Raw genomic sequence first — 23,261 nt, 5'->3', positions numbered from 1 at the left:
TATGTCATGAAGAGTTTCCTTCTCCCGTTCGCCGTGGTGCTGGCCGGCATCGGTCTGATCTACACCACCGTCACCAAGCCCAAGTTGCCGCCGGTGCCGTCCTCCAGCGTGACGCAGCTTGTCGTTACCGAACTGAAGACCGGCGAGGGCAAGCTCGCCGCGTCCGGCCACAAGGTGCTGGTGAACTACACCGGCTGGCTCTACGACGAGGCCGCGCCAGAGCACAAGGGCGCGAAGTTTGACAGCTCGGCTGACCATGGCGGCGCCTTCGAATTCCCGTTGGGAAGCGGGCAGGTCATCAAGGGCTGGGAGCAGGGCGTGGAGGGCATGAAGGTCGGCGGTCAGCGCAGGCTGGCGATCCCACCCGCTCTGGGCTACGGCGACCACGGTGCGGGCGGCGTGATTCCGCCGAACGCGACGCTGCTGTTCGACGTGGAACTGGTGGACGTGCATTGATCGGAGCGGCGCCGGAACCGCGCGTCAAACGGCCAGTTTGCAGGCCATTCGATAATGAAACATCGGGCTGGCGTAAAAAGCGAATTACGGTATAATGCGCGCCTTCGCCAAGCCGGACACGCTCCGGTGAAGTAGAAAATGGCTCGGTAGCTCAGTTGGTAGAGCAGCGGATTGAAAATCCGCGTGTCGGTGGTTCGATTCCGCCCCGAGCCACCAAGAATACAAAGGCTTGCGTCAGTGCAAGCCTTCTTCATTTCTACAACTCTTTTTCCGTTTCTACAATTCTTCCGGCCAGTGGGCGCACTTTATCCCCTTTCCGGTTCCGAGTGTAGTGCTCAGTCATGGCTCGATTGCGATGCCCTAACAGCCGTTGGGCGTGTGCTAGGTCTTCGGTATCTGTCGCTGTTTTGGCGCGGATGTCCCGAAACTGGAAGCTGACTTTCGCCGCTATCCTGGCCTTGTCGAAGCGAGAGCGCAAAGCGCCGTAGGATAGGCGCTGGCCGTTCCCATCTTGCAGCAAAGCATCTACGGCGAGGCCGTAACCTTCGCGGCTCTGTATGCGCTCCAGCAGTGCTAGCAACTCTCCTTCCACTTCGATGCGCAGCTTCTTTCCTGTTTTGTTCTGTGCTAGGCACAGTGTCCCTTCGCGGATGTCGCTTCGATTCATCTTGAGCAAGTCGGCGGGGCGCTGGCCGGTCAGGTGTGCCAAGTCCATCGCATCCTGTACGGCGGCATCTGCTTTATTCCATACGGCAAGGAATTCGGCATCCTCGATGTAACGATCCCGCCCGGCTTCCCTGTGTCCCTTTACGCCCATGCACGGATTGGTGGCATCGGTATAGCCGCACTCCCTGGCGAAGTTGAATACATGGCTGAAAAGAGCGCGCTCCCGGTTCGCTCGTACTTTAGCGGTCTTTCCGCGCTCTTCCAGATAGCGCTTGATATGGTGGGGCTTGATGGTCTCGATAGGCATGCCGCCAAACACGGCCACTAGCCTTTCCAGCTCCTTTTCATTGTCGAGCTGGGTGCGTGGTGCCTTGCTGGGTAACACCTGTTTTTTGTAACGGGCTACGATCCCGGAAAACGTGCAGTCATTCGGATCGGGCTGCTCGCTTTCGATTTCAGCCCACAGCCGTTTGGCTAAGCCTAGATCGTCTGCCAGCTTTGTCCACTTGCGCGGGCTGTCGGTGGAGACGTGGTAATACATCTTCCCCTTGAGGTGCATCCGTGGCGGGAGATTGTGGTTTGTTGTTCTTTTTCTTCCCATGATGACTCTCTTAAACTGCCGACCAGTTTGGCTCAATGTTGGCGGACATTTTTGGAATGGCCTGGTTGAATCCGCCCAGCTTTGCTTGGGCGTGCTCCAGCAACACTTTTGGACTTCCATTCGCGCCGATGGCGAACTTGTACCCGTTCAATTTGAGCCAAGCGATTTGCCTGGCCTTGGTCTTGCGCTCAGTCAATTCGGCAAGCTCTGCTTGGGATAGGAATTTCATCGCTTACCTCACAATTCCGCGCTTTGTCCGGTGTGCCGCCTGTTTGGCTTTGAGGCGTAAGCCCATTGCGTTTTCTGGCTGGGTTGGTTCGGACGATTGTTCTTGCGCGTCTTGTGTGTGGTGCTATTCTTCATTCCGGCCTCCAATTTTGGGCTGGTCGAGCGCCGGATTCTGGCGATTCACGGTGCTTGACTTCTTTCCCTTCCCGATTTCCCCCGATTTCATTTCCTTCACTGCTTGAAGTTAGTGCCTGTTCACACTCCAGACCCTTTGAAACCTTGTGCGTAGAGTTATTTACACGAGTCCAAGGGGCGGAAAAACGGTCTTGCCGTGCGCTTTCTTTCTCGCGCACAATCCATTCACCCTCGCGGGTGGTGATACGAACCTCGCCGTTGACAATCACGCCGCGCACGCGCTTGTTTACTTCGCCGTAGTAGGTGGCGCTTTCTCGCTCTTCCCAGAGAGGTTTGAGGATCAAGCCAGCGCGGTGCAGGCGGGTGTATGCGCAGAAGTCCCCCTCGTCGGCGGCTTTCCAGGCTTCGCCCAGGACGCTTTGCCAGGATTCCGGCACGGCCTGAAGGCGGCGCAACTCGCGGTAGGGGGTAACGGGTGGAGCGCCGAAGAATTGAAACTGGCGGATTCTCCAGAGACTTGCCCAGGCTTCGACACGCTCCGCCGTTGCTCGGCTGTCAGTGGGGGTGTCGGCTTCGTAGTCATCGCCCACGGCATGGCCGTCGATGTTCTTGGAGATGTATTTGGCAACGTAGCCGGTGGCGCTGCCCTTGGCCGGGTCTATGGCCTTCACGGTAAGGCGGCGTTCCTGGGCGCCGGGTTCGTCCGGGCTGTCGCGCAGGGTGTAGTCGCGGAGAATGGCGGTCAAGTTGTCTTGATGTTCTGGCTTGACGAACACCAGCATGTGCCAGTGCGGTGTGCCGTCGTGGTGTGGCTCGACTACGCGAATGCCGAAGTAATCCACGCCTTCACGTTGTAGCTTCGCCATGACAGGTGCCCACACCTTTTTGCAGAGGTATCGGTGCGCCTTATTCGGGCTGGTGTCATCGTATTTCAGGTTGGCGGAACCATCGCCGGAATGGCGGGCGTGCATCCGGCTGGGTGTGGTCAAAGTGAGGAACAAGCCAACGAATCCAAGCTGCCCGGAAAATTCCTCTAGGCCGCGCACGCGGGTCATCAATTCAGTGCGGCGAATGGCCGGATTGCTGGTGTTGGTTGCGGCCAACTCCGCAAGGGTGCAGACCTCGCCGGTCAGGTCGTGGACGGCTTCGAGGTTTTCCATCAGCTTCGCGTTTTTGCGCTTCTGTTGTTGGCGGCGCTTTACGGTTTCATCTGAGGCGTACATACCGGCACGCTTATGGACGAAGCCGGTTTTAATCGCAGCAGCCTCTATTTTCTGAAACCGTTTGCGCAGTTGCTTAAGCTGTGCACCACTTACTTCCAATCTGGAGCCATGATGAAACCAATCCTCCCTCAAGTCGGCAAGGTGTACGAGTGCGGCCTGGTGCCCGGCGTGCGCGTCCAGGTGGTCAGTACATTGCCAGTCTATTATCAGGAGGATTTCAGCGAGTCACCGGACGTGAACAGGCTGACCAATTTTATGGTCACCACCAAATTTATCCCGGAGGAAGGTGGCGCGTTCGATCCGAACGATGAGGAGTTATGTGCTGAGTACGAATTTGTCGGCGACGAATGGGCGCACTTCGGCTTTACCCTGGCCGATCCAGACCACTACGAGCACGTCGAATCCCTCAGTGGTAACGCTGTCACGTTGACCGATGCCACTCGCCTGCGCCTGGAAGAAATCGCCTCCGCCCTGGGTGCCACCCCGCAGCATGTAATGGAACGTCTGCTCAGCGAACACCTCGTGCTAGGCCGGTGGCTATGCACCCCAGAGCCGGAAGTGCCCGAAACCGATCCCCCAAAAATCGACCCCAAATTAGAGGCGTGGCTACATGAGGACCAAGGAAAAACCACTTTCACGCGTGAAAACACCGCTTCCGCAGAAAGGGTCTATAAAACCGCGCAAATGGCGTTACTGAAGGTTTTTGGCGAAAACTGAAGGAAAGTGGGGTAAAGCGCGCTTAAACAAAATGTTTACTTCTGGGTGATTTTTTAATATATTCGCACAGTTCCTTTGCCTAAGGCTTTGGTACGTGGCAGCGCCTCAGTCGCCAAAAGACTGGGGCTTTTTTACGCCCTTCGTTCTTCCAAAAGCGTATTTTCCCGCCTGATCCTCTTCAAGTAATCCAAGTCATACACCGGATATGCGGTAATAAATTGAAAGGGCTTACCTTCAGCATCTGGATCGTTGAGCACAACAAGGTAGTTTTCCTCATGAACTAGGAACGACCGACGCTTAACCTGTCGCCCACGACCAGATTGGCGAGTCCCGACATACCGAAATACAGTTCCATTTGTGGCTTGAATTACTTCTCGTATCCAAAGCATGCGCTTGGCACGCTCCAATGAGAAGGTATCGTGATCCAGCCCTTCGCGATATTGACTAGTCTTGGAAAAAGCGTGATCAAATTGCCACGGAGGGAAATTTACGTGCGCGCCAGTCCAATCGTGTAGCATCACACGCTGGCCATCAGGGGCTTGCACATAAGTTTCTAAATAAACTTTCCGGTACGCATTGATCAAATCGGAGTCAGACAAGCCATCAAAAGTAAGAAAGGGCCACAACGATTCCCTTGGCATCACTTAGCCCCAACCCACTTGAAGATATTGAATTTTGGCTCGGCCGGGCCAGTGTAAAACTTTAAGCTTTGCTGTCCCAAACCTTGCGCAAGCTGTTCACAAAATACTAGCTTTGCTTTGCTAGCATTCCGATCATTCCATTGGTAACCAACTGCACCGATAAGCAAATCCGCCAACTGTCCTAACGGTTGCGTGTGCGACTCAACTGGCTCTAGGCACTCAATACGGGCACGCCCGCGCAATTTCCTGGCCAAGACTTCTCGCAATGTTGCAAAACGTCCTTTATCGCTATTACGTTGCCAATCAAGATAAAGAAAGTATGTCTCGCCAGGCTCCAACCAATGCACTAATAACTGATAGTACAACTTGTAAAAACCCAACTCGGCATCGCCATTGCTGAATTTTTCGTGATCCAACGTTGTGCGATCAACCAAAATACATCGAAAAGACAACTCAGGAGCTTCCAGAAAGAGTTTCTGGATCGCCAGATAGAAATCAAGCTTATTGGGCGAAACCCGACTCCATCCTATTTCGCCTTGCGCTCGATACCTTGCCTTCAATTCGTGGATAGCACGAACCAGTTCATGCTTTTTCTCTCGCGGGCAGCAGATAGCACCAATAACTGCAAAACGATCCGATGGATCGGACGTATGGCGACTCTCGTCACAATAGACGTTAAATACCATAGCGGGGCTGCTCTCTGATGTCATTCCGCGATTCTACTCATCTACTTGCCTAAATCCAATAATTGATACGCGCCCCCCAATATCAGTCTTTCTACAATTCCAAACGAGGCCTTGCAGTCAGTGGGTTACAACGTCAGAAAATATTCCGGTTTGTAGAAAACCGGGAGGCTATGCGGCTAATTTTAAAGGATTCGGATTCGGGTTGAAAATCCGCGTGTCGGTGGTTCGATTCCGCCCCGAGCCACCAAACAAAACAAGCGCTTAGGTCACCCATCGTGGTGGCCTTTTTGCTTTCTGAAGTCCGCATGCCATCCCAGTCCGCGAGCCACTCGCAATGCCTTGATGAGAAAGGGCGAATTGCCCCAATAAATCCGCATGCCATTTTGCGATGCCAAGTAGGGGTAGGCCCTGCCCCCGGCTGCTAGGCCGTTGGGACTGACCTGGGGACGGAGTGTGCCCGAGGTGGGCCATAGGGCACCCAGTGGGAGCGACTAGGGGATGGTCTCACTCTCCCTATCCGGCAGGGCTACGGGGGCAGAGTGTGGTAGGTATGGAGCAGCGCTTGGCATCGAGTCGTCGGGTGCGGCGGGTGTTTCGGGCGGCTAAAATCGAGCCTGAGCTAAACACCAAATACCTTCAGTACTGAGTCCGTGATTCCCTCAAGCCCACGACCAGTTACCCCGCCCCTCTTTCCAAAGTGCGGCATTTCCTCATAGATGTAGTAACCACTGGTCCCCGAGAAGCTGTCATTAAACAACTCTTTCTCGCCCAGTAAGTATGAGGCGAAAGTTTCGCATCTGTATGTAGAGTATTTGATGTTGGCACTAAATCCCATTGTGGCTGCCTGATTGATTGCCCGCCCACTATCTGCGGATTCAATTCGAATCCCTCGGCATCCTTTAAGTGCGATATTGACTGGCCCATGAAACACCAAATACCTGAGTTGCAGCGTTAGCCATGCATGTAAGCTACCTAGTTGCCAGTGCTTAGTAATTTTTGGAGACGCGCCCTTCTGATAAGAAAGGCCTATTAGGCAATGAGGCTGCAACACAACTGATGACCCTTCGGGTATCTCTACCCAACCAACCTCACTCAGCGGATCATTCGTTGATGAGATAACTACGGTTTCTCCATCAACTCCTGAAATTTGCGTTAATGCAACCATCCCTGCCGCCATGCTGGTCAAGGGATATGCCCAGTCCAGCAGCCATTTCGTGCGAATCTTTCCATTGGTGGGGATACTTTGCAGATATTCAGGGTGAATCAAAAGCTCTTGAGATGCACGCAACGTAATCGGGATGGAAACCGATGAGACTTTCTGAGTTTCGTGGGATTTTGCTGAAATGCCGCCCACGCCTGTCATTAACCCATTCGTATCAGGAAGAATACATACCGGTGGTCGGCGTGCGGCGAAAGGCGCTATAACAAAATAGAACAATGCCTTGATAATCAGCGGCGAAAAAATAATGCCAACTAAAATCATAATGGCAGCAGGAATTTTTTCTCCCGCTAAGTTAAGCATTCTCCCTACCAGATTCTCACGAACACTTTTCTCCTTTTCTTTGATTTCAGCATTCAAATCCTTGAGTGCAGTTCCGGTAAATTGACTAAGGCTCTTTAAGGAGCTTTCTAACTTCTTATTTAATAAATTCAGCTTAGCTTCCGCAGCATTTCGTGCTTCTGTCTTTTTGTTATAGTCGTCAATTAGCTCTTTATCTTTACTATTCAGCCCCTTATAGCCAATAACTTCAGTTCTAAAATAGTCGCCTAAGTGTTCAGTATGGTTCGCAACCATTTCGTCGTACCTTTTCCTATTATCAAGATGAGCTTGATAAGCAATTTTCTGCTCATTTATCAATTTAGGTAAACTGGCACTTGTTGTCAGTCTTTGCTGCAAAGTTTGCAACGCTTCTTTCTCTTTACCCAGAAATTGTTCTTTTGCCTTGCATTCTGCTTTGTTGATCAAAAAGGCAGGGGTAATACCTATAGAGCTGCAATTGATTGTTTTGAGCTCACTGTCAATCGCACGAATTCGCTCTTCAACCTTATCTTTCGTTTCAGCTTTAAGTTTAGCAACTCGACCACCAGTCTCAGATTGCAATTTTTCAATTGATGACTGGAGATTTAACTCTCCACTCTTTAGCTCCGTAATTTCAGTTTTAGTGATTTCCAGTGAGCGATATTTGCTTTGGACAACTGCACCAACGACTAGGATTATTACGATGATGAAAAATGAAACGATGTGGCGCACCACCCATTGAGCCAATCCAATAAAGGGATTTCGCATACTTTCCTTATTTTCTGGTGAGTTATATGTTTACTAAAACTGCGGGGGCGACACTGATAGCCATCCGAAAATTGATCGAGGTGACCACCCCCTTGAATGAGATCAAATCGTTAGTCTTCAGTGTAGTTAGGTAATCCCGATCTTTGTCACTCTTTGCGAGAGTACTCACTGTGGCCGTTAAATGACTTTTGCCATTAAAGTTAGGCTGAGTGATGATTAGGTAAGTCCCGTCTTCCTGCGGTGAGATTTCGTATATGGGCAACTCCCACTGAACAAGTTTTCCAATAATCCCTTTCTCCAGATTCGACCGCTGGAGGTCAGTGTAATCACTTCCCAGCAAGAACACATCTGAAACAAACTCAAATTCGATGGGCAAAGGATCCGACTTATCAATGAGACTGATAATTTCACTGTTAGATGGAACGTGCGTTTCAATCTTTTGCTGATCACCACAAGCGCCTAATACTAACAGCAACGAAATGCAAGAAAACTGAATTGACTTGTTTATAACTTTCGCTATTCCGACTTCGCCTGAAATTATAGCGGCCCGACTATAGGAAATCGCCAATTCCATCTTTTATTCTGTCGCACATTCTAGGACATATACAGGAGCTGACCAGTCACGTTGCCCATCAGGACGATAGACATATACCTTAATCCCACCTTCGATCTTGTAGACAGGTGCTGACCAATCTCTTTGTCCATCGGGTCTGTATTGAATGATCTTGTCACCATTCCTGACAAGCACGTTTGCTGACCAGTCACGTTGTCCATCAGCTCTCATTTGCACTAGAGTGCCTCCATCCTCTACACAGGGGAAGGCGTATTCAGCAAAAGAGTTATTGAAAAACAGCAGTGTAATAAATCCGAAAATAGTCTTCATGATGTTCTGCTTAATTTACAATTTTGTTGGCAGGCACAGACCAATCCCTGCGCCCATCCGGTCTCACTGGCACAATCTTCCCGCCCTCTGAGCGATAGGTGTTGGCGCTCCAGTCTCGTTGACCGTCGGGGCGTATAGGCACAGCTTGTCCACTTTCGACTCTGTAGCGGTTTGCACTCCAATCACGTTGGCCATCTGGCCTGATGGGGATGATCTCAGTTCCTTCTTTGAGCGGCATGTTATCGCCCGCAAACACAGAAGGCGATAGCGCGGCACCCAGCAGTAGAGATGTGGCGAGTGCTTTAACAACATGGCTACAGAATGAAATGTTCATCGTTTGTCCTTAGATGTCGATTGAAGTGTCGTCACCACCCCAGGGTGAGTCACCTGAAGATGGATGGTCGGCCGTATTCAGCTCAGACTGCATATCATCCAAAGCGCTCGAAATGGAAGATGCGGTAATCGCATTTGCAACCAGATTTCCCGCTGCAACGCCAGCCATTACCCCAAGCGCAGTCTTAAGTGTGTCGTTTCCACGGTTTATTCCGCCCGCCATAACCTGACTGTAGTTCGCAGGATTGGCCCGAGCCAGCATCAGGGTTTTGATGGCTTCGGAGTCTCCGCTATTCAAGATGTAATCTTCGGCCTCTTTACGCCGCCGCTGTACTTCTTGCTCGGCCTCCAGTTTTTTCTTCTTTTCGGCACTGCTTCCAATCATCCCCAAAATAACAAGGGCAGCGAACAGCCACATGAGCCATGACATGATCATTCCCCTTTGTTGATTTGTTTGGAAAGCCAAACCACCTGCTGATTAGGCTTGGCCGCGAACACCTTGCGCCAAACATAGATGATGCCCAGAACAGCAAGAGCCAATAAGGCCAATTGCAGCGCAACCGCCAGCAATTTCACCATGATGATGAGCATCCCGAGTTTGATAAACACGAATGCCATGAGCAAGCCGACAATCCAGACCATTTTCATTCCCTCCTTAGTGGCTTGATCGAAATGACCAAGTGAGGGCATCATAAAAAGGTTGGGCGACAGGGTGTGTCGTTATTCGCCATAATTTTCTCGGATGGAAATTTTGTAGCGCTAGTTTCTCGCTTCTGGATCAACATCCGATTAGGCTATTTGGAAAAAACGGTCCGATACCACTCCGTCAGTATCGGGTTGTCCTCAGGTAAAGTTCGGACGTTCGATTTCAGTTGGGGGGGATTATCTGAAAGCACGGCAGAATGAGTATCGAGTTGCAAATTATCCTCCGATAGCCGCCGAACTTCCCCACTAATATCCAAGTGTTGTGCGGCTAGCGTGGTAGCTTGATCGGTCAATACAATGTTGAACTCGGCACGATCTAAAAAGTCCTTGAGATGTACATTCCCTTTACACAGCTCACCCAGCAGCATTTGATAAGCTGCCTCGTTAATTTGTAGTGTCGCGCTCAGTTGCCCATCGTGAACTTTGGCAAGTTGTTCTCCTAGCTTATAGGCAACCAGTCCCGCCAGCGCCCCATAGCCGAATGCCACCGACAATGAGAATAGTCCCCCGATTGCGCCTCCGCGAATTGCGTTGATTGATGATTCGCCTAGAGTTTCACCGGCAACTCCATATGCAAGGCCAAACCCGAGTAAAGCAGAAGTCCCCGCACTACCGAGAAACGCGAGTGGATCAACATAGATTGATACGGTTTGATAGGTTGATATAACGCCTGCGATAATATTCTCAGCACCTCCTATAGTTGCGATGGCTGGATTAAAAGCACCCAGTTTCCAAGCATTTTCTGCTGCAAACGCAAGCGCAATTTCCACGCCGCCTTCAACAAAAGTATCGAAAAATGTTTCACTACTCATCGTTAGTGTTCCATTTATCGCTTGAAGGAGATCGGTGGAGCCTTCTGCGATAGCAAGCACACCAAATGCTCCATCCGCCCAATGAATACTCAAATAGCCTTTGGGGATTCCTGCATCCACTAGCCATTGGCCCAAAGTGCCCGAGCCGCCCAGTCCGGGGATTGGAATGCCGGCTTTAGTTGGAAGATCAGTTAGCACTATGTGTGCGGCATGATGAATAGCTCTGCTCGGTCCATGCTCCATGAAGGTTCGAGGGACATCTACTAACAAATCATGCCCCCCTTTCCAGCGATGGCCACCACCTTTGACAAAATCAGCGTCGGCACACTCGCTGATGATTGGTAGCTTTTTATCAACCCATTTCAAAACTACATCAGAGGGTAGTTTTACATAAGCAGCTTGACTTGGCGCTATGACTGCCGACCCTGCAATTAGGGTTGATTGTGAGTTGTCCATCGAGGCCTGTTAACCTTGAACATCCGAAGTAACGATCTTTGATAGCTCTACTTGATATTCATCCCATATCGCGTCAACACCCTTTGAGGTGGAGCTCTTTAGGACTTTGATAAACTTCTCGGAATCCTTGTATTTGTCACTTGTTGTCGCAAAATAAGCGGCAAATCCGGCCAAAGTTACACCACTTGCTGCCCAAGCCAAAGGGCCCAAAAGGTGAGCTCCCGTAAAGAATGTCGTAAATGCTGTTACAGCACTTGCGCCCCAACCAAGTGCGGCACCCACACCAGTCAGAACCAAACCAATCCCCGTCACAGCACCTCCAATGCCAATCGCGGCCTTAAGATGCGTTATCTTTTCCAGTTTTGTGGGGGCAACAACCATTTCACTCAACTGAAGCGCAGCCTCGATTTGAGCCGGGACGATTTGCAGTAGATTCTTGAATATATTTCGTACGGAAGTGGTAAGGATTTGTGCATCAAAATAGGTTAAGAATTTGTCATCACCAGACTTACTGCTCATGATATTCGCAAATTTTGCGTCTATAGTGCTTTCTAATGCTGCTTTAAATTTCTCCCTTTTGATTTGGCTTTCAGTCATCTTTACTGGCTGAGCCTCCTGAGTGAGGCTGGTTAGCCTGTCAACTTCAGTATGACCTACGCTTGGCTCATTTTTTCCTGCAGCAGGAAGCACTTTTGGCTTGGTAACTGCAAGCTTGAAATCCTCGTAATCCACTACTCCATCGCCTGAGATATCTCCAACACGCTTGCCGTCAATAATGACCTGACCTTTCTGGCACATCAGTCCTAGTTTGTATTGAGATTCTTCGTGCCCATTCTCGGCAGCTAACTGGTACCAGAATATTGCCTTGTCATAATCAACCGCAACACCATCGCCCGTTTCATATCGGGTGCCAATCGTACATTGAGCCTCCACATCCCCTTGCTCTGCTGCTTTCTGGAGCATCTCGAATTCAGAAATTTGCTTGGTTATAGGAGCTCCACATCCAACGCATGCCGCTGCCTTGTCAGAAATATCCTTGCCGCACTCGTCACACTTAATCATTGCCATTTTTCTCTCCCTTGATTTAGACCAAACTGCCGACTCGCTCAACGTACGCTTTTAACTCACGCTCTAACTCTTCCTGCAATCCCTCTGGGCTGATGATGCGTATGTTGGGTATCCAGTACCTGACAATCGGCAACACCTGATTTACATGCCCAACTTTGGCGGAGAGGATCAATCCACCATCTTCCAATTCTTTTTCGATGACCTGGTTGGCGATCAGCTTGCGGCGTTTGAAGTAGCTCGCCACTTCGCGGGAGATCTTCAGCACGATCTCTTTCTTTTCTTCGCCCATCCAGATGCCATCTTCTTCGGCAAGTCGCTGGTCTATGGAAGGGGCTGGCTCGAAATGAGTGTCAGTCAACCGCAGCGCGGCAATCTTTGCGAAGGAGTAGGTTTTGAGCTTGTCTCCATCGCGTGCGGCCAAATACCAGATGCCCTTGTGGTTCATTAGTTTGAACGGCGCGATGGCTTGGTATCTCTTGATGCCATCTGCCTTGCTGTAGTCAAACGCAATGTGGCGGCGTGCGATGATGGCTTGTTCCAGCTCGCGGAATAGTTGTTCCTTGCCTGCCAGACTCTCGTAGCTGTGTCCCTTTACCAATAAGGCAGATTGAATGCGGGCATCAAAAATGTCGCGCATGAACTCGTCAGACAGCGAGGGGAATAGCCCCCGAACACCGGCCAAACCTGCAAAACGCTCTATATCCCGCGTCGTGAGTTTCCCAAGATATGCCGGGTCAAGATGATATTTGGTACCTGATCGTTGAATGGGCAGATACGCAAAGCGTTCATTTATGTCGCGCTGAACCGTACGGACATTCACGCCAAACTCATCAGCCAAATCGTGCAGGTCAAGCTTCTCCCCTTGATTAAGCTTCACTAGCATCATTGAAAGTCGATACACCAGTGTGTCGTGTGTGCCTGAGCTCATGGTTCACCATACAGTTTGCGAAGGCACATATTCTGCGGGCCAGTCCTGACAGGGTGTGTCGTTTTTTCTATCCCAGCAACATGTCACCAATCGTAACTCAGCTACTCCACTATCCATATATGTCCCTTGGCTTAGCTTCTGAGCAGATCTTCGCTGGGTCAATACAAGATGGCTAATGGGCGTAACCACAGCCAATTCTTTTTATGCAGCGTGGTATCGGTCAACTATTCATCAAAGCAAAGATTTGGGGATTTCTCGGATCATTTTCCCAACTAGATTCTGGACTGCCGGAACAAAGCCCGCCGCCGCCGCACTGCAAGTGCTATCTGTTGTCCCAACAATCGACCCATGGTACTTATAGGTCTCTTTTACGCTGGCAGACTTGCCATTCGATGAGGTCAGAGTTACGTCAAGCGACCAGCTTGTATCGAAGGCTGTTGCGTTATCGAGCCTATCCAATCGACCAGTAATTGTTATCGGAGCACTCTCAGAATAGGCCCCAGCAATTGTCAACTCTGAAACAAGAGCATTCCTGACGAATTGCCCATAGCTCTCGCCATCGATCGTATTAATCGGTCCCTTGTAGTTACAAGAGGCTTTGGTGTTTGGTGCCTCAGTAAAATTACCCACATTGACCATAACCCCGTTCCAGGATCGGGCTGCCATGACATTGTCGGCAGACATTGAATACCTGTTAGTAACATAGCCACACCCTGTAACCAACATTGCCGCCACCAAAATTGCGATATTTTTCTTCATGCCCTGCATCATCCCTGAATGATCTTATTTCTCTGACTTATAAGCTGTTTCGAGCTGCATACAAAAGTATTGCGTCAGTGCGGCTCCAATCGTAATTCATCCACTCCACTATCCCTATATGTCTCTCGGCCTAGCCGGGTGGTCTATGCCCCGTGACTCTTAGCGCTGAAGTCGCAAGGTTTTCAGAATAGCGCATACATGCGTATGCAGACAAGCGAAGTTGGTTATATGACCCTCCCTAGTCCATGGGAGACAAGAAACAACCAATCAGAGTATTTGGCGCTGTACTGCATGAACTAAGACTGCAGAAGGGTTTGACTCAAGACCGCCTAGCCGAACTGGCCGACACGGAACGCAGTCACATCAGCGCACTGGAACGGGCAGAAAAGGGCCCGGCGTTTGCGACCGTCTTCCGTCTTGCTAAGGCACTGGATATTCCTGCCAGCGAGCTAATCGCCCTAGTTGAGAGTCGGCTCTCCCAAGAGTCTGATTAGTCCCCACTACTTTCTAGTTCTCCCCGTAGCCCCGAGATAACTCTTGGGGCTTTTCTTTTTCTATCCCCAAGAAAGGACTGCCGATGCCCCCTCCCCGCCGTACCCGTATCCAGCGCAACCTTCAATCCGCTGCCTCTGAAGCCACTCGATCATCCCTCAACCTCGCCAGCAAAGCTATCGTCAGCACGTTCAAGTGGGCATCTACCGACCACACTCGATTTAGTCGTGCCATGTCACTCATGCCCGAGATGGGCCTCTGGGACTCCGTGGAGTACATCATGAGGCAACTCGCGACGTCGGTCGTGACCACGTTGATCGGGGCTGTATGGGTGTTCCTGCTCATCGCCTACGTGCTACCGTATCTAATAACCATTTGAAATCAGTGTACTACTGAGCAATCCATCCCGTCATCCTCGTCATATATCCACTCGTCGATCATCAGCGGTTCATGCCCCATGTCCCAGACGATCGAGCGGTATTCGACCTCAAACCATTCCCGGAACATTTTGAGCGTGCGTTTCTGAGGCCAAGCGGATTCGTCCAGTATCCATTCGCCAAGGAAATACTCGAAGAGCATTTTCCAGCGTTTCTCCACCCACTTGATCGCATCACCTGTCCCATCCACAGCATCGACAGGGCTATCGTACGAGGGGATTAGAAACATCTCCCCATCATCGTTGGCTTGCTCCAAGGAGTAGTCAGTGGCCGGTTCGGGGCCTGCGACTCGCGCCCAATCCACATAAGGCTGTTTGTATCGAATGACCACGGCAGCGCGGTTCAGTTGAAATCGTGGTTTTTGTTTCATGGCTTTCCCTTCTTAACTTTTCCTCAAATCGTACCAGCTTCCCTCTGATAACAAGAGCCTTCGACGACGCTATGGGCTCAATAATTATGAAAGCGTCGTATCCCTCGAAAGCTCCTTTGGCCATCCCGGTCATTGGAGCTTTCTTTTTTCCCATCACCCAAAAGGAGCAATCCTATGCACTGGTTCTTTCTGATCCTTGTCGCACTCGCCATCACTTTCATCGCTCTCGGCGCATTGAGCGTCTGGGTAGCTGCACTGTCCTTGGCTCTCAAGTTGGCGATGGCTTGCCTTGCCGCCTTTGCCACCTATACCGCCCTTAATCTCATCATCAGGAGGAAGTCATGATCGACATTCACAACTTCACCGAAGCCCACAACCTGCACAGGCAAGGACGCATCCCTTTCCGGCTTGTTCAGGATCAGGCAATGGTTCTACTGAGTGCCTGCCCGTGGCCTGGCCGACACATCCACGATGCCATCGAGATTGATGCTCACGACATCGACCGACTGCTGTCCAGGCCAGATGCCGCAGCGTCCTATGCCGACATGCTGGGCGGGAACTTCCATGTCTGCGAAACCGAAACCGACCTCAAGCAGATCGTGGGCATGGATATGGAGTTTGCTAAATCCCACGGCGGAAGATGGCCCAACGTCACGGATCAAGTCATGGGGTGGGATGCCTGCGACTACCTTAAGGAACCATCCGGCGAAGCTCAATGGGCATTTTTCCTGCTCTGCTGGAACGATGCGGGTGGGCCTGTCTATTACATCCCGAAACAGCTCTGGCTGGCTGCTCGCATAGCTGAACACATTGCTCTAACACAGCAGAATTGGGCGTAATTGCAAATGCTTACTAGCGCCATATCCGCCATCTTATATGAGGTACCAGTTATCTCGTCACTTCAACACACCACAAGGAGTTACACATGAGCAAGAAGGAAACACAAACTGAAGTTGCAACATCCGCACCCGAGATGCGCATACTCAAGGTTGCATCATGCCCATCACTCAGTCAGAAGTCCGAGCTGATGTATCACATAGGTTGCGATGCCGAAGGGGCGATTTACTTCCGCATCAACGCCAATTCCGCCAAGGGATATTTCAGCCGCGAATGGGTGCCCTCCGAGAAGATCGGCAAGGCGCTAGGGAATGGCGCACTCATCACCTCCTTCACCCTGCAGCAGGTCTATGTTGGCAAGAGCCAGAACAACGGTGGTTTCCTCTTGGCGGCATTGCTGGCAGAGGGGCTTGTTCAGGCATCCGCTGTCCGGGATCGTTGCCACGAGGTCGCAGACGGAAAGGCGTTCTTCGATGCAATGCAGCAACTCATCGAGTCTGGCGTGAGTCTTGATCCTGATACCCGACCAAGGAAGCCATCGAGAAAGAAACAGTCATCAGAAACCGCACCATCAGCCGAGTAAAACTGTTCTGCGGATATCCAATCCGCGTGCCACTCAAGAAAGTCCTTCCATTGTCCTTGAATTCAAAGGGCATCTTTTTCGCTGAAATTTCCCTCGCTTCAATGACAAACCTATACCGGGCCTGACACAGCAATTCCTCGCAATACCCCCTCCATTCCCAACACGCAAGGAGTTCTTCAATGCACGTTCTGACTCTCATCGTCGTCGCTCTGCTTTGCCTCGCCAGTCGATCCACCCGATGGATAGGTGTGGCTGGCCTGACCTTGCTGTCACTTTTGTTTCCGCCGCTCTTCCTGATCGCTCTGATTCTGGGAGGCATTGGATATTACTTTTACCACCACTGGAGAAAACACCATGAATTTCCTAGATTGCCTTTCATCCGCCGTTGATGCTGCTCTGACTTGGGATATGCCCGAGGAGGGCTTCGCAGAAGCTGTCCATTCCCACGCTTGCCTACTGGCTGGTATCAGTCCGGACGACATGCTCTGGCATTACAGCAACGATTGATTTCCCGCAGTACTTCAATACTTCCTCCCCAGCAGTTTCTTCCAATTGAACTCACATGCGATCCGCGCCATGCGGAAGCTCCCGTTCGTCTGGAGAAGTTGCCGGGGAGTCTTTCATCCCAAGGAGACAAAATGAACACGCCATCCATTTCCGCAGTCCTCATCCCAGAAGAGTTGCGCATCACTCATACCGCCAAGCTGTTCGGCCTCCACTTTCCTCTGCAGCTTGAGCCTTTCGTCTACTCCATGGCCGATAGCATGTGCGAGGAGTACCAGGGCGGCTATTGGGATTTCTTTGCGCTGTCCAACGGCGGCTTCTACATGGCACCGCACTCGGGCACGCCATTCAAGGTCGGTTGCGAGAATGGTTTTGATGGTGCACTGTCACCTGATGCGTTCGGGATCGTCTGCTGCCTGTACGCATACAGCCATCTGTCGTTCGGTGATGGGCAGTTCGCTCTAAGCTGCTCAGAACACTATCACCTGCTGCGCGAGTACATGCTGGATCACCCGGAGGCCGGGCAGGTGCTGAGGGCCATCGACTGATGCCCTGCGACTAGGGGGATTTGCCGCAACGCCGCAACACGGGACATAACTAACTGAACTGTATGGGTTTTGGTGTTGCGGATTCATCGTCAGCCTATCCGAAACGCATTGTTGATCTCCCCGGTTTCGCATCGCCCTATTTAGCCGAAACATTTTTCCCCATATTTTTCAACGAAGTTGCGGCGTTGCGCCAATCCCCCCCCGACATCTACACAAGCATCCTGCTGCCCAATTTTCGACGTTTGCTAGCGATTTCGTGACACGTTACTAGACTTCGAGCAACTCGCCGTTCGACTGGAGACTTAATAGGTTTAGCACGGAATGTTCTTCGCTTGATAAACGTCCATCCAAAACAGTTTCGCCCCAAGCAAGACACTTTTCAATGAATGTATTTGTTTGCTATCAAGTAGTTGCAATCGCCTTGCTCGACGTGTAGCATGCGTACATTGCCAACTTTCTGGAGTAATACTCACCTGATATCTCCCGCCTGACCTACCTCACGCCGACTATTCGGCACCACTTTCAGCCTTCTGGCGCTTGCCGATTTCGAGTACTCGGAATTCGTAAGCACGGAGCTTCCACCGCGCAGGATAAATCCTGCGGCATGACGGACGCGAAGCTCAAAAAACCATCGTGCAACCTCCTATTTAAGGAAAAATACCATGGCAATTAAAGCTAGCAGTGGTGGCGAACTGTTCCCACCAGTTTCACCGTTTCCAGATCCAATCAACCTTGCCGAGCTGCTGGATGAAGTCTCCAAGCTGATTCGGCGCTACATCGTGCTTACCCCTCATCAGGCCGATGCGGTCAGTCTGTGGATTGCCCTTACTTGGGGCATCGATTCTGTCCAGATTGCCGCACTTCTGCTGATCAATGCGCCCGAGAAGTCATGCGGGAAATCGCAACTTCTAGAACTGGTCGGACGTATGTCAGCTCGTCAGCTTTCGGTGTCGAACATCACCCTAGCGGGCCTGTTTCGGGTGATTGAGAAATATTCGCCAACGCTGCTCATCGACGAAGCCGACACGTTCTTCCGTGAAAAAAATGAGCTGACTGGTCTGATCAACGCCGGGCACTCTCGCTCGGCTGCTTATGTACTTCGCATCGTTGGTGAAAACCACGAGCCCATGCGATTCTCGGTCTGGGGAGCTAAGGCCATTGCCGGAATTGGCCTTGAACGGCACCTTCCCTCAGCGACGATGAGTCGGGGAATCCAAATCAACTTGCGCCGTAAAACGCTCGAAGAAAGGGTGGAGCGACTTCGACACGCCGATGCTGGATTGTTTGGGCACATTGCATCAAAACTTGCGCGCTTTGCAGTTGATTTTTGTGATGCCATCCGCACTGCTCGTCCACCCGTCCCTGATGCGCTTGGCGATCGTGATCAGGACAACTGGGAGCCTTTGCTTGCCATTGCTGAGCTGGCTGGTCATGGGTGGCTTGAACGAGCCACAGCTGCTGCGCTTGCTCTGTCCAATCTGAATGAGCCGTCGACCAGCTTCGGAAACGAGTTGCTCGGCGACATCCGGGATGTGTTTCAGGGGAAGCGTGTCGGTCGCATCACCACTGCCGAGATGATCGGGGGGTTGATCGAGGATGATGAGCGGCCCTGGGCGACGTACAACTACGGCAAGCCGATCACCCCACGCCAGCTTGCGAAGCTTCTTTCACCGTACGGCATCAAGTCAAAAACCGTCCGGCAAGGCCCGTATAGCACGCCCAAGGGCTTTGAGCTTACCCAGTTCGAAGATGCTTTCGACCGCTACCTAACTTCACCGAAAACACCAGAGGAAATTCCGGACACCTCGGCAACATATGACGAAGAAGCGCCTGACGATGGTTTAACCCCGTTCCAGCGGACTTGGGTGAATGGACTGCCCCCAGGTAGGACCGAGGCCGATTTCTGACTATGTATCTCGCTAACCCCTCCCTTCGAGGGGAGGGGCGCGGCCACCTATTCACTCAATATGGAGATTTAATATGCCAATCGTACAACTCACGCAACAACTCATCCCCAGCCTGCAGTGTCCAGACGGGAAGCTTCGCATCGAGTACTGCGACCGTGATCTGCCTGGACTAGTCCTTGAGGTCAGGAGAAATGGCGGCAGTACGTACCAACTTCGTTACAAAGGAAAGGAGGATGGCAAGACCAAGTACGCCAAGATAGGTCGCGGTGATGTGGTATCGCTTGCCGAGGCCCGGAAGAAGGCCCGTGCATTGAAGGCTGAGATTCAACTCGGCTCCGATCCACGTGCTGAGGCTGAAGCCAAGAAGGCTGTGATTACCCTAGACGAGCTGTGGCAGCACTACCTCGCCTATGCCAAGCCAAGAAAGCGATCCTTCACGCGGGACGAGCAGCTATATCGCATCCGCATCCAGGGCAAGTTCGGCAAGATGCGTCTGAATCAAATCACCCGGCATCAGGTGCAGTCATTCCACACTGCGTTGCTGGCGGAAGGGTTGGCCCCGGCCTCTGCAGATCACCATCTGAAGCTGCTCAAAAGGATGTTTAATCTTGCTCACGATTGGGGGATGTTCGAGGGCAGTAATCCAGTTGCCCGTATTCAGTTAGCTAACCCGGACAACAAGGTCGATCATCTGCTGAACGACAGTGAACTGCAGAAGCTGCTGACCGTGCTGCACACCGATGAGAATCGCCCCGTGTGTAATATCGCACTGTTCCTGCTCTCGACCGGTGCCCGCCTGAACGAAGCTCTCTCTGCAAAGTGGGAGCATATCGACCGGCAGAATAGGTTATGGCGAATTCCGGCCAGCACGAGCAAGTCCAAGAAGGTCAAAACCATCCCGCTAAACGACACCGCACTAGAAATCTTGGATCATGTCGGAACGGAAGGTAGGTTCGAGGATGTGTTCGTGAACGCTCAAACCGGGTTGGCCTACACCACCATAACCCGCGTATGGCACCGACTCCGGGGGAAGGCTGGGCTGCCTCAGCTTAGGCTCCATGATCTGCGCCACCAGTACGCCAGTCTGCTTGTTAGCGCAGGGCAGAGTTTGTACACCGTGCAGAACCTGTTGGGTCACGCCAGTCCGGTCACAACGCAACGTTACTCGCACTTGTCAGCGAAGACCTTGCAGGCGGCATCGAACACAGCCTCGGAGATCATCAGGGAGGTGATGCGTACCAAGCAGGCTGCTTAGCAACACCATGGCTCGGGACGGGGAAACCTGTCTCGGGCCTATTTCTTTCAATATATTTTTTCGACCCATTTTGACAGGGCAGGCAAACCGCCACGGAATGCTGCCATTCCGTTTGAACGAAGGATGTACGGCGGGCAGATACAATTGCTTCAGTAGGTTATGAACCAGAGGCGGACGATATGAGGTACAAGTCATCTGTCTGAGATTCAGTCGGGGGCAGCCATCCTCGACAATTGAGGGTATGGCCGCTTTCCACATCATTTCGAACATCGTCCCCTCATCGAGACTAGGCCGAATATCTAGTCCCTCGGCCTATATATTCATGCGGGGCAATGTGGTTCAATGTATCTCTGAGTCTGCGTATCTATATTAACCATGTGACAAGGAGATTCCATAATGAACAAACACTTATGTTTCATAAGGATATCTTCGATATTTGTCTATCCCTATGTAAAATAGGGTGAGGACCAATGTGTCTCTACAATCGTTAGATTTTTCCTATGGCATACCCGATAGAACGCAAATTAGTTATCAGCATCGCATCCAGCGCGCTGTTTGATCTATCTGAATCCCACGACATCTATCTGACCAAAGGGGTCGATGAATATCGGAAGCATCAAGAAGAGAACATCGACATCCCCTTTCCGAAGGGGGTTGCCTTTCCTTTTATCCGTCGCTTTTTAAGTATTAACAAAGCATTCCCCAAGCAATTGCCTGTCGAGGTAGTGCTTCTATCAAGAAACTCTCCAGAAACAGGATTAAGGGTCTTTCGCTCAATTCGACACTACGGCCTTGACATCACTCGTGCAGGATTCATGAGGGGAAATTCTCCTCATGAATACATACCCGCATTTAACGCTTCATTATTTCTAAGTTCTAACGAGGACGACGTTCAAAAGGCTATCGATGCCGGCCATCCGGCCGGAGTGGTGCTTCCTTCAATAGTCTATGACGATGAGCTTGACGGAGAATTAAGGGTTGCCTTCGACTTTGACGGTGTAATTGCCGACGACGAAGCAGAATCTGTTTTCAAGAGAAATAACAATCTCGATGAATTCCAAGCCCACGAAACAGCAAAGCAATCCGTACCGCACAAACCCGGTCCTCTAGCTGACCTATTTAAGAAGCTTTCGTTTATGCAAAAGCTAGAGGAAAAGCGTCAAAAGGATGATTCTGCATACAAGAAGATTCTGAGGATTGCAATCGTCACAGCTCGTAATGCCCCCGCCCATGAAAGAGTTGTAACCACATTGAAAGTGTGGGGAGTGTCAGCAGACGAGTCATTTTTCCTAGGCGGAATGCAAAAGTCACGAATACTGACGGTTCTTAAGCCTCACATGTTTTTTGATGACCAACGGAGTCATTTGGAATCGCCTGCTGGCGATATTCCAATGGTTCATATTCCGTTCGGGATCGCAAACAGAAATCCAACAACTCATCCAACCACACCTGCGCAAGAATCCGCGTAGGCCGGTAAGTTCAAATGTTGAACGTCCGGTGTTGATTAGGTATGTAGAACAAATTCTGCTTCGACAAAAAGTCAGTAATTGCGGGAGCTGCCAATCGAATTTCCCTTGCCAATCGACGCACTCGACGACTTGACGTGCCCCCCCAGCCGGTTCGGTCATTACGCCAGCAGTTCGGTCGCGGGGAGGTTCGGAAAAAGCCCGGTCAGCACGCGAGAAAGCCATTGAACCTGTTCGGGAAACTGAAAATTTGTGGAAAAGTGTGCATGATTGAGCTCGGTATAGGCTCGGTCGCCGTGGCAACCAAAGGGGAGGTCAAAAAATTCCCTTACGTTTCTTCAACTATGAGGTGAAAGACCGGACTGTTTTTTGTCTTGAAAATCCGCGTGTCGGTGGTTCGATTCCGCCCCGAGCCACCAAACAAAACAGGCGCTTAGGTCACCCATCGTGGTGGCCTTTTTGCTTTCTGAAGTCCGCATGCCATCGCAGTCCGCGAGTCACTCGCAATGCCTTGATGAGAAAGGGCGAATTGCCCCCAAAAATCCGCGTGCCATTTTGCGATCATCCTAACATGGCGATGGACACTGTTAAGGCGGCACTTATTCTCATCCGTCGGTGAAACTAGTGGCTGTGCAGCTTTTCCTGCAACCATACCTTGATAAGGGACTGGTAAGGTACGTCGCGGGAATTGGCGGCGGCTCTGATCGAGTCCAGCATGTGCTGCGGTAAGCGCAGCGAAATCGTTTTTGTCGAGGGCTTCAGGTTGGGCAGGGTTACGCGCTTGGCCTGCGACCAGTCCAAGTATTCGGTGGAGTTGTTGGCTTCCCAAAAGGCGCGCTCTTCAGCCTCGCTGGCGAATTGCGGTAGAGTTTTAGTTGGCTTGTTCATAGATGCTTCGCTCCTTTCTGTGCATGTCTCGGGCCGAAATCACGCGAATCCTTTTTCCTGCATCCCGCAGGGTGAATGTAATGTGCAATAGCCGTCCGTCATCGGTTTGGCCCAACGCGTGGAGTCGGGGCTCCTGCTGACTGTGCTTCACGTCATGCAGGAGCAATAGCGGATCGTTGAAGAAAAGCTGTTCCGCCTCGGCTATCGAAACGCCGTGCTTCTCATTTTTCCGAGAATTCCCATCGTCCCAATCAAACCCGGTGATTTTGGAGAAATCAGTCATGTGTGTATATTATGAAACTATACGAATATTGCAAGAAAATTTTCTGTTCTGGCCAGAGGCGGTGTAGCCATTTCGTTATTTGATGTGGCTGTTATTCTAGATGGCGA

27 protein-coding genes and 2 tRNA genes are annotated in these 23,261 nt (G+C 51.3%); 12 read left to right on the top strand and 17 right to left on the bottom strand.

Annotation, left to right across the window (positions count from 1 at the left end):
* The first annotated feature begins 6 nt into the window (after nucleotides 1–6).
* A complete protein-coding gene (locus DM08_RS06865; protein WP_081908811.1) occupies nucleotides 7–456 on the top strand; it encodes an FKBP-type peptidyl-prolyl cis-trans isomerase in 450 nt (149 codons plus the stop codon).
* Nucleotides 457–596: 140 nt separating this feature from the next.
* Nucleotides 597–672: transfer RNA gene (locus tag DM08_RS06860), tRNA-Phe, on the top strand.
* 40 nt (nucleotides 673–712) lie between these two features.
* On the opposite strand, the gene DM08_RS06855 is transcribed toward DM08_RS06860, so the two are convergent.
* The 3 genes from DM08_RS06855 to DM08_RS06845 all read right to left on the bottom strand — a co-directional run bounded on the left by DM08_RS06855 (nucleotide 713) and on the right by DM08_RS06845 (nucleotide 3,408).
* Nucleotides 713–1,723 carry a tyrosine-type recombinase/integrase gene (locus DM08_RS06855; protein WP_051937889.1) on the bottom strand — a complete coding sequence of 337 codons (1,011 nt, stop codon included), beginning with the start codon at nucleotides 1,721–1,723 and terminating at the stop codon, nucleotides 713–715.
* Between the two features lie 10 nt (nucleotides 1,724–1,733).
* Entirely contained in the window at nucleotides 1,734–1,952 is a 219-nt protein-coding gene (locus tag DM08_RS06850; RefSeq protein WP_035383901.1) for a DUF4224 domain-containing protein, read from the bottom strand.
* A 130-nt stretch (nucleotides 1,953–2,082) separates the two neighbouring features.
* Nucleotides 2,083–3,408: a replication endonuclease gene (locus tag DM08_RS06845; RefSeq protein WP_161780271.1), complete on the bottom strand. Its 1,326-nt coding sequence runs from the start codon at nucleotides 3,406–3,408 to the stop codon at nucleotides 2,083–2,085.
* Here DM08_RS06845 and DM08_RS13020 point away from each other — a divergent pair.
* Nucleotides 3,322–4,026 (top strand): hypothetical protein, encoded by a 705-nt coding sequence (locus DM08_RS13020; protein ID WP_051937885.1) that lies wholly within the window; start codon nucleotides 3,322–3,324, stop codon nucleotides 4,024–4,026. The genes DM08_RS06845 and DM08_RS13020 overlap by 87 nt on opposite strands.
* Nucleotides 4,027–4,157: 131 nt before the next feature.
* Here the strand turns inward: DM08_RS13020 and DM08_RS06835 are convergent, their stop codons facing one another.
* The 11 genes from DM08_RS06835 to DM08_RS06785 form a co-directional block, all read right to left on the bottom strand.
* Nucleotides 4,158–4,667: a hypothetical protein gene (locus DM08_RS06835; protein WP_035383899.1), complete on the bottom strand. Its 510-nt coding sequence runs from the start codon at nucleotides 4,665–4,667 to the stop codon at nucleotides 4,158–4,160.
* Nucleotides 4,667–5,353, bottom strand: coding sequence for a DUF3800 domain-containing protein (locus DM08_RS06830; protein ID WP_035383946.1), 687 nt, complete (start codon nucleotides 5,351–5,353; stop codon nucleotides 4,667–4,669). The genes DM08_RS06835 and DM08_RS06830 overlap by 1 nt, the downstream gene beginning before the upstream one ends.
* A 619-nt stretch (nucleotides 5,354–5,972) precedes the next feature.
* Complete coding sequence (locus DM08_RS06825; protein ID WP_035383898.1) at nucleotides 5,973–7,640, bottom strand: coiled-coil domain-containing protein; 1,668 nt, start codon at nucleotides 7,638–7,640, stop codon at nucleotides 5,973–5,975.
* A 22-nt stretch (nucleotides 7,641–7,662) separates the two neighbouring features.
* Nucleotides 7,663–8,214 carry a hypothetical protein gene (locus DM08_RS06820; protein ID WP_035383897.1) on the bottom strand — a complete coding sequence of 184 codons (552 nt, stop codon included), beginning with the start codon at nucleotides 8,212–8,214 and terminating at the stop codon, nucleotides 7,663–7,665.
* Nucleotides 8,215–8,217: 3 nt separating this feature from the next.
* Nucleotides 8,218–8,523 (bottom strand): hypothetical protein, encoded by a 306-nt coding sequence (locus DM08_RS12840; RefSeq protein ID WP_152555799.1) that lies wholly within the window; start codon nucleotides 8,521–8,523, stop codon nucleotides 8,218–8,220.
* Between the two features lie 343 nt (nucleotides 8,524–8,866).
* Nucleotides 8,867–9,286 carry a hypothetical protein gene (locus DM08_RS06810; protein ID WP_035383895.1) on the bottom strand — a complete coding sequence of 140 codons (420 nt, stop codon included), beginning with the start codon at nucleotides 9,284–9,286 and terminating at the stop codon, nucleotides 8,867–8,869.
* Between the two features lie 2 nt (nucleotides 9,287–9,288).
* A complete protein-coding gene (locus DM08_RS06805; RefSeq protein ID WP_237560239.1) occupies nucleotides 9,289–9,498 on the bottom strand; it encodes a hypothetical protein in 210 nt (69 codons plus the stop codon).
* Nucleotides 9,499–9,650: 152 nt separating this feature from the next.
* The gene (locus DM08_RS12835) at nucleotides 9,651–10,829 is read right to left on the bottom strand and encodes an adenine nucleotide alpha hydrolase family protein (RefSeq protein WP_152555798.1); all 1,179 of its coding nucleotides are present in this window, start codon (nucleotides 10,827–10,829) and stop codon (nucleotides 9,651–9,653) included.
* 9 nt (nucleotides 10,830–10,838) lie between these two features.
* On the bottom strand, nucleotides 10,839–11,897 hold the full coding sequence (locus DM08_RS12250; RefSeq protein WP_051937883.1) for a tetratricopeptide repeat protein: 1,059 nt from the start codon (nucleotides 11,895–11,897) through the stop codon (nucleotides 10,839–10,841).
* Between the two features lie 16 nt (nucleotides 11,898–11,913).
* Complete coding sequence (locus tag DM08_RS06790; RefSeq protein WP_237560238.1) at nucleotides 11,914–12,783, bottom strand: helix-turn-helix transcriptional regulator; 870 nt, start codon at nucleotides 12,781–12,783, stop codon at nucleotides 11,914–11,916.
* Nucleotides 12,784–13,056: 273 nt separating this feature from the next.
* The gene (locus DM08_RS06785; RefSeq protein WP_035383944.1) at nucleotides 13,057–13,584 is read right to left on the bottom strand and encodes a hypothetical protein; all 528 of its coding nucleotides are present in this window, start codon (nucleotides 13,582–13,584) and stop codon (nucleotides 13,057–13,059) included.
* A gap of 245 nt (nucleotides 13,585–13,829) precedes the next feature.
* Here DM08_RS06785 and DM08_RS06780 point away from each other — a divergent pair, with 245 nt between their 5' ends.
* A complete protein-coding gene (locus DM08_RS06780; protein WP_035383891.1) occupies nucleotides 13,830–14,078 on the top strand; it encodes a helix-turn-helix domain-containing protein in 249 nt (82 codons plus the stop codon).
* A gap of 379 nt (nucleotides 14,079–14,457) precedes the next feature.
* Here DM08_RS06780 and DM08_RS06775 read toward each other — a convergent pair whose 3' ends face one another.
* The gene (locus DM08_RS06775) at nucleotides 14,458–14,883 is read right to left on the bottom strand and encodes a hypothetical protein (protein ID WP_035383890.1); all 426 of its coding nucleotides are present in this window, start codon (nucleotides 14,881–14,883) and stop codon (nucleotides 14,458–14,460) included.
* A gap of 174 nt (nucleotides 14,884–15,057) precedes the next feature.
* Here DM08_RS06775 and DM08_RS13015 point away from each other — a divergent pair, with 174 nt between their 5' ends.
* From DM08_RS13015 to DM08_RS12830, 8 genes are all read left to right on the top strand, one after another.
* A complete protein-coding gene (locus DM08_RS13015) occupies nucleotides 15,058–15,228 on the top strand; it encodes a hypothetical protein (RefSeq protein ID WP_161780268.1) in 171 nt (56 codons plus the stop codon).
* Nucleotides 15,225–15,722: a hypothetical protein gene (locus DM08_RS06770; protein ID WP_035383889.1), complete on the top strand. Its 498-nt coding sequence runs from the start codon at nucleotides 15,225–15,227 to the stop codon at nucleotides 15,720–15,722. The genes DM08_RS13015 and DM08_RS06770 overlap by 4 nt, the downstream gene beginning before the upstream one ends.
* A gap of 86 nt (nucleotides 15,723–15,808) precedes the next feature.
* Nucleotides 15,809–16,303 carry a hypothetical protein gene (locus tag DM08_RS06765; RefSeq protein ID WP_051937879.1) on the top strand — a complete coding sequence of 165 codons (495 nt, stop codon included), beginning with the start codon at nucleotides 15,809–15,811 and terminating at the stop codon, nucleotides 16,301–16,303.
* A 638-nt stretch (nucleotides 16,304–16,941) separates the two neighbouring features.
* Nucleotides 16,942–17,355: an antirestriction protein gene (locus DM08_RS06760; RefSeq protein WP_035383888.1), complete on the top strand. Its 414-nt coding sequence runs from the start codon at nucleotides 16,942–16,944 to the stop codon at nucleotides 17,353–17,355.
* A 662-nt stretch (nucleotides 17,356–18,017) separates the two neighbouring features.
* Nucleotides 18,018–19,262 carry a DUF3631 domain-containing protein gene (locus DM08_RS06755; protein ID WP_051937877.1) on the top strand — a complete coding sequence of 415 codons (1,245 nt, stop codon included), beginning with the start codon at nucleotides 18,018–18,020 and terminating at the stop codon, nucleotides 19,260–19,262.
* A gap of 73 nt (nucleotides 19,263–19,335) precedes the next feature.
* A complete protein-coding gene (locus tag DM08_RS06750) occupies nucleotides 19,336–20,517 on the top strand; it encodes a site-specific integrase (protein ID WP_035383887.1) in 1,182 nt (393 codons plus the stop codon).
* 500 nt (nucleotides 20,518–21,017) lie between these two features.
* On the top strand, nucleotides 21,018–21,986 hold the full coding sequence (locus tag DM08_RS06745) for a 5'-nucleotidase (protein ID WP_035383886.1): 969 nt from the start codon (nucleotides 21,018–21,020) through the stop codon (nucleotides 21,984–21,986).
* 281 nt (nucleotides 21,987–22,267) lie between these two features.
* Nucleotides 22,268–22,402, top strand: a tRNA-OTHER gene (locus DM08_RS12830).
* Nucleotides 22,403–22,604: 202 nt separating this feature from the next.
* Here DM08_RS12830 and DM08_RS06740 read toward each other — a convergent pair.
* Together DM08_RS06740 and DM08_RS06735 are read right to left on the bottom strand one after the other, a co-directional pair.
* Nucleotides 22,605–22,871 carry a BrnA antitoxin family protein gene (locus DM08_RS06740; RefSeq protein ID WP_035383885.1) on the bottom strand — a complete coding sequence of 89 codons (267 nt, stop codon included), beginning with the start codon at nucleotides 22,869–22,871 and terminating at the stop codon, nucleotides 22,605–22,607.
* Entirely contained in the window at nucleotides 22,855–23,154 is a 300-nt protein-coding gene (locus DM08_RS06735; RefSeq protein WP_035383884.1) for a BrnT family toxin, read from the bottom strand. Before DM08_RS06735 ends, DM08_RS06740 begins: the two co-directional genes overlap by 17 nt.
* Nucleotides 23,155–23,261 lie beyond the last annotated feature (107 nt).

The sequence above is a fragment of the Ferriphaselus sp. R-1 genome, from assembly GCF_000746095.1.
Classification (GTDB): Bacteria; Pseudomonadota; Gammaproteobacteria; order Burkholderiales; family Gallionellaceae; genus Ferriphaselus.
This window is presented reverse-complemented; position numbering and strand designations above follow the sequence as displayed.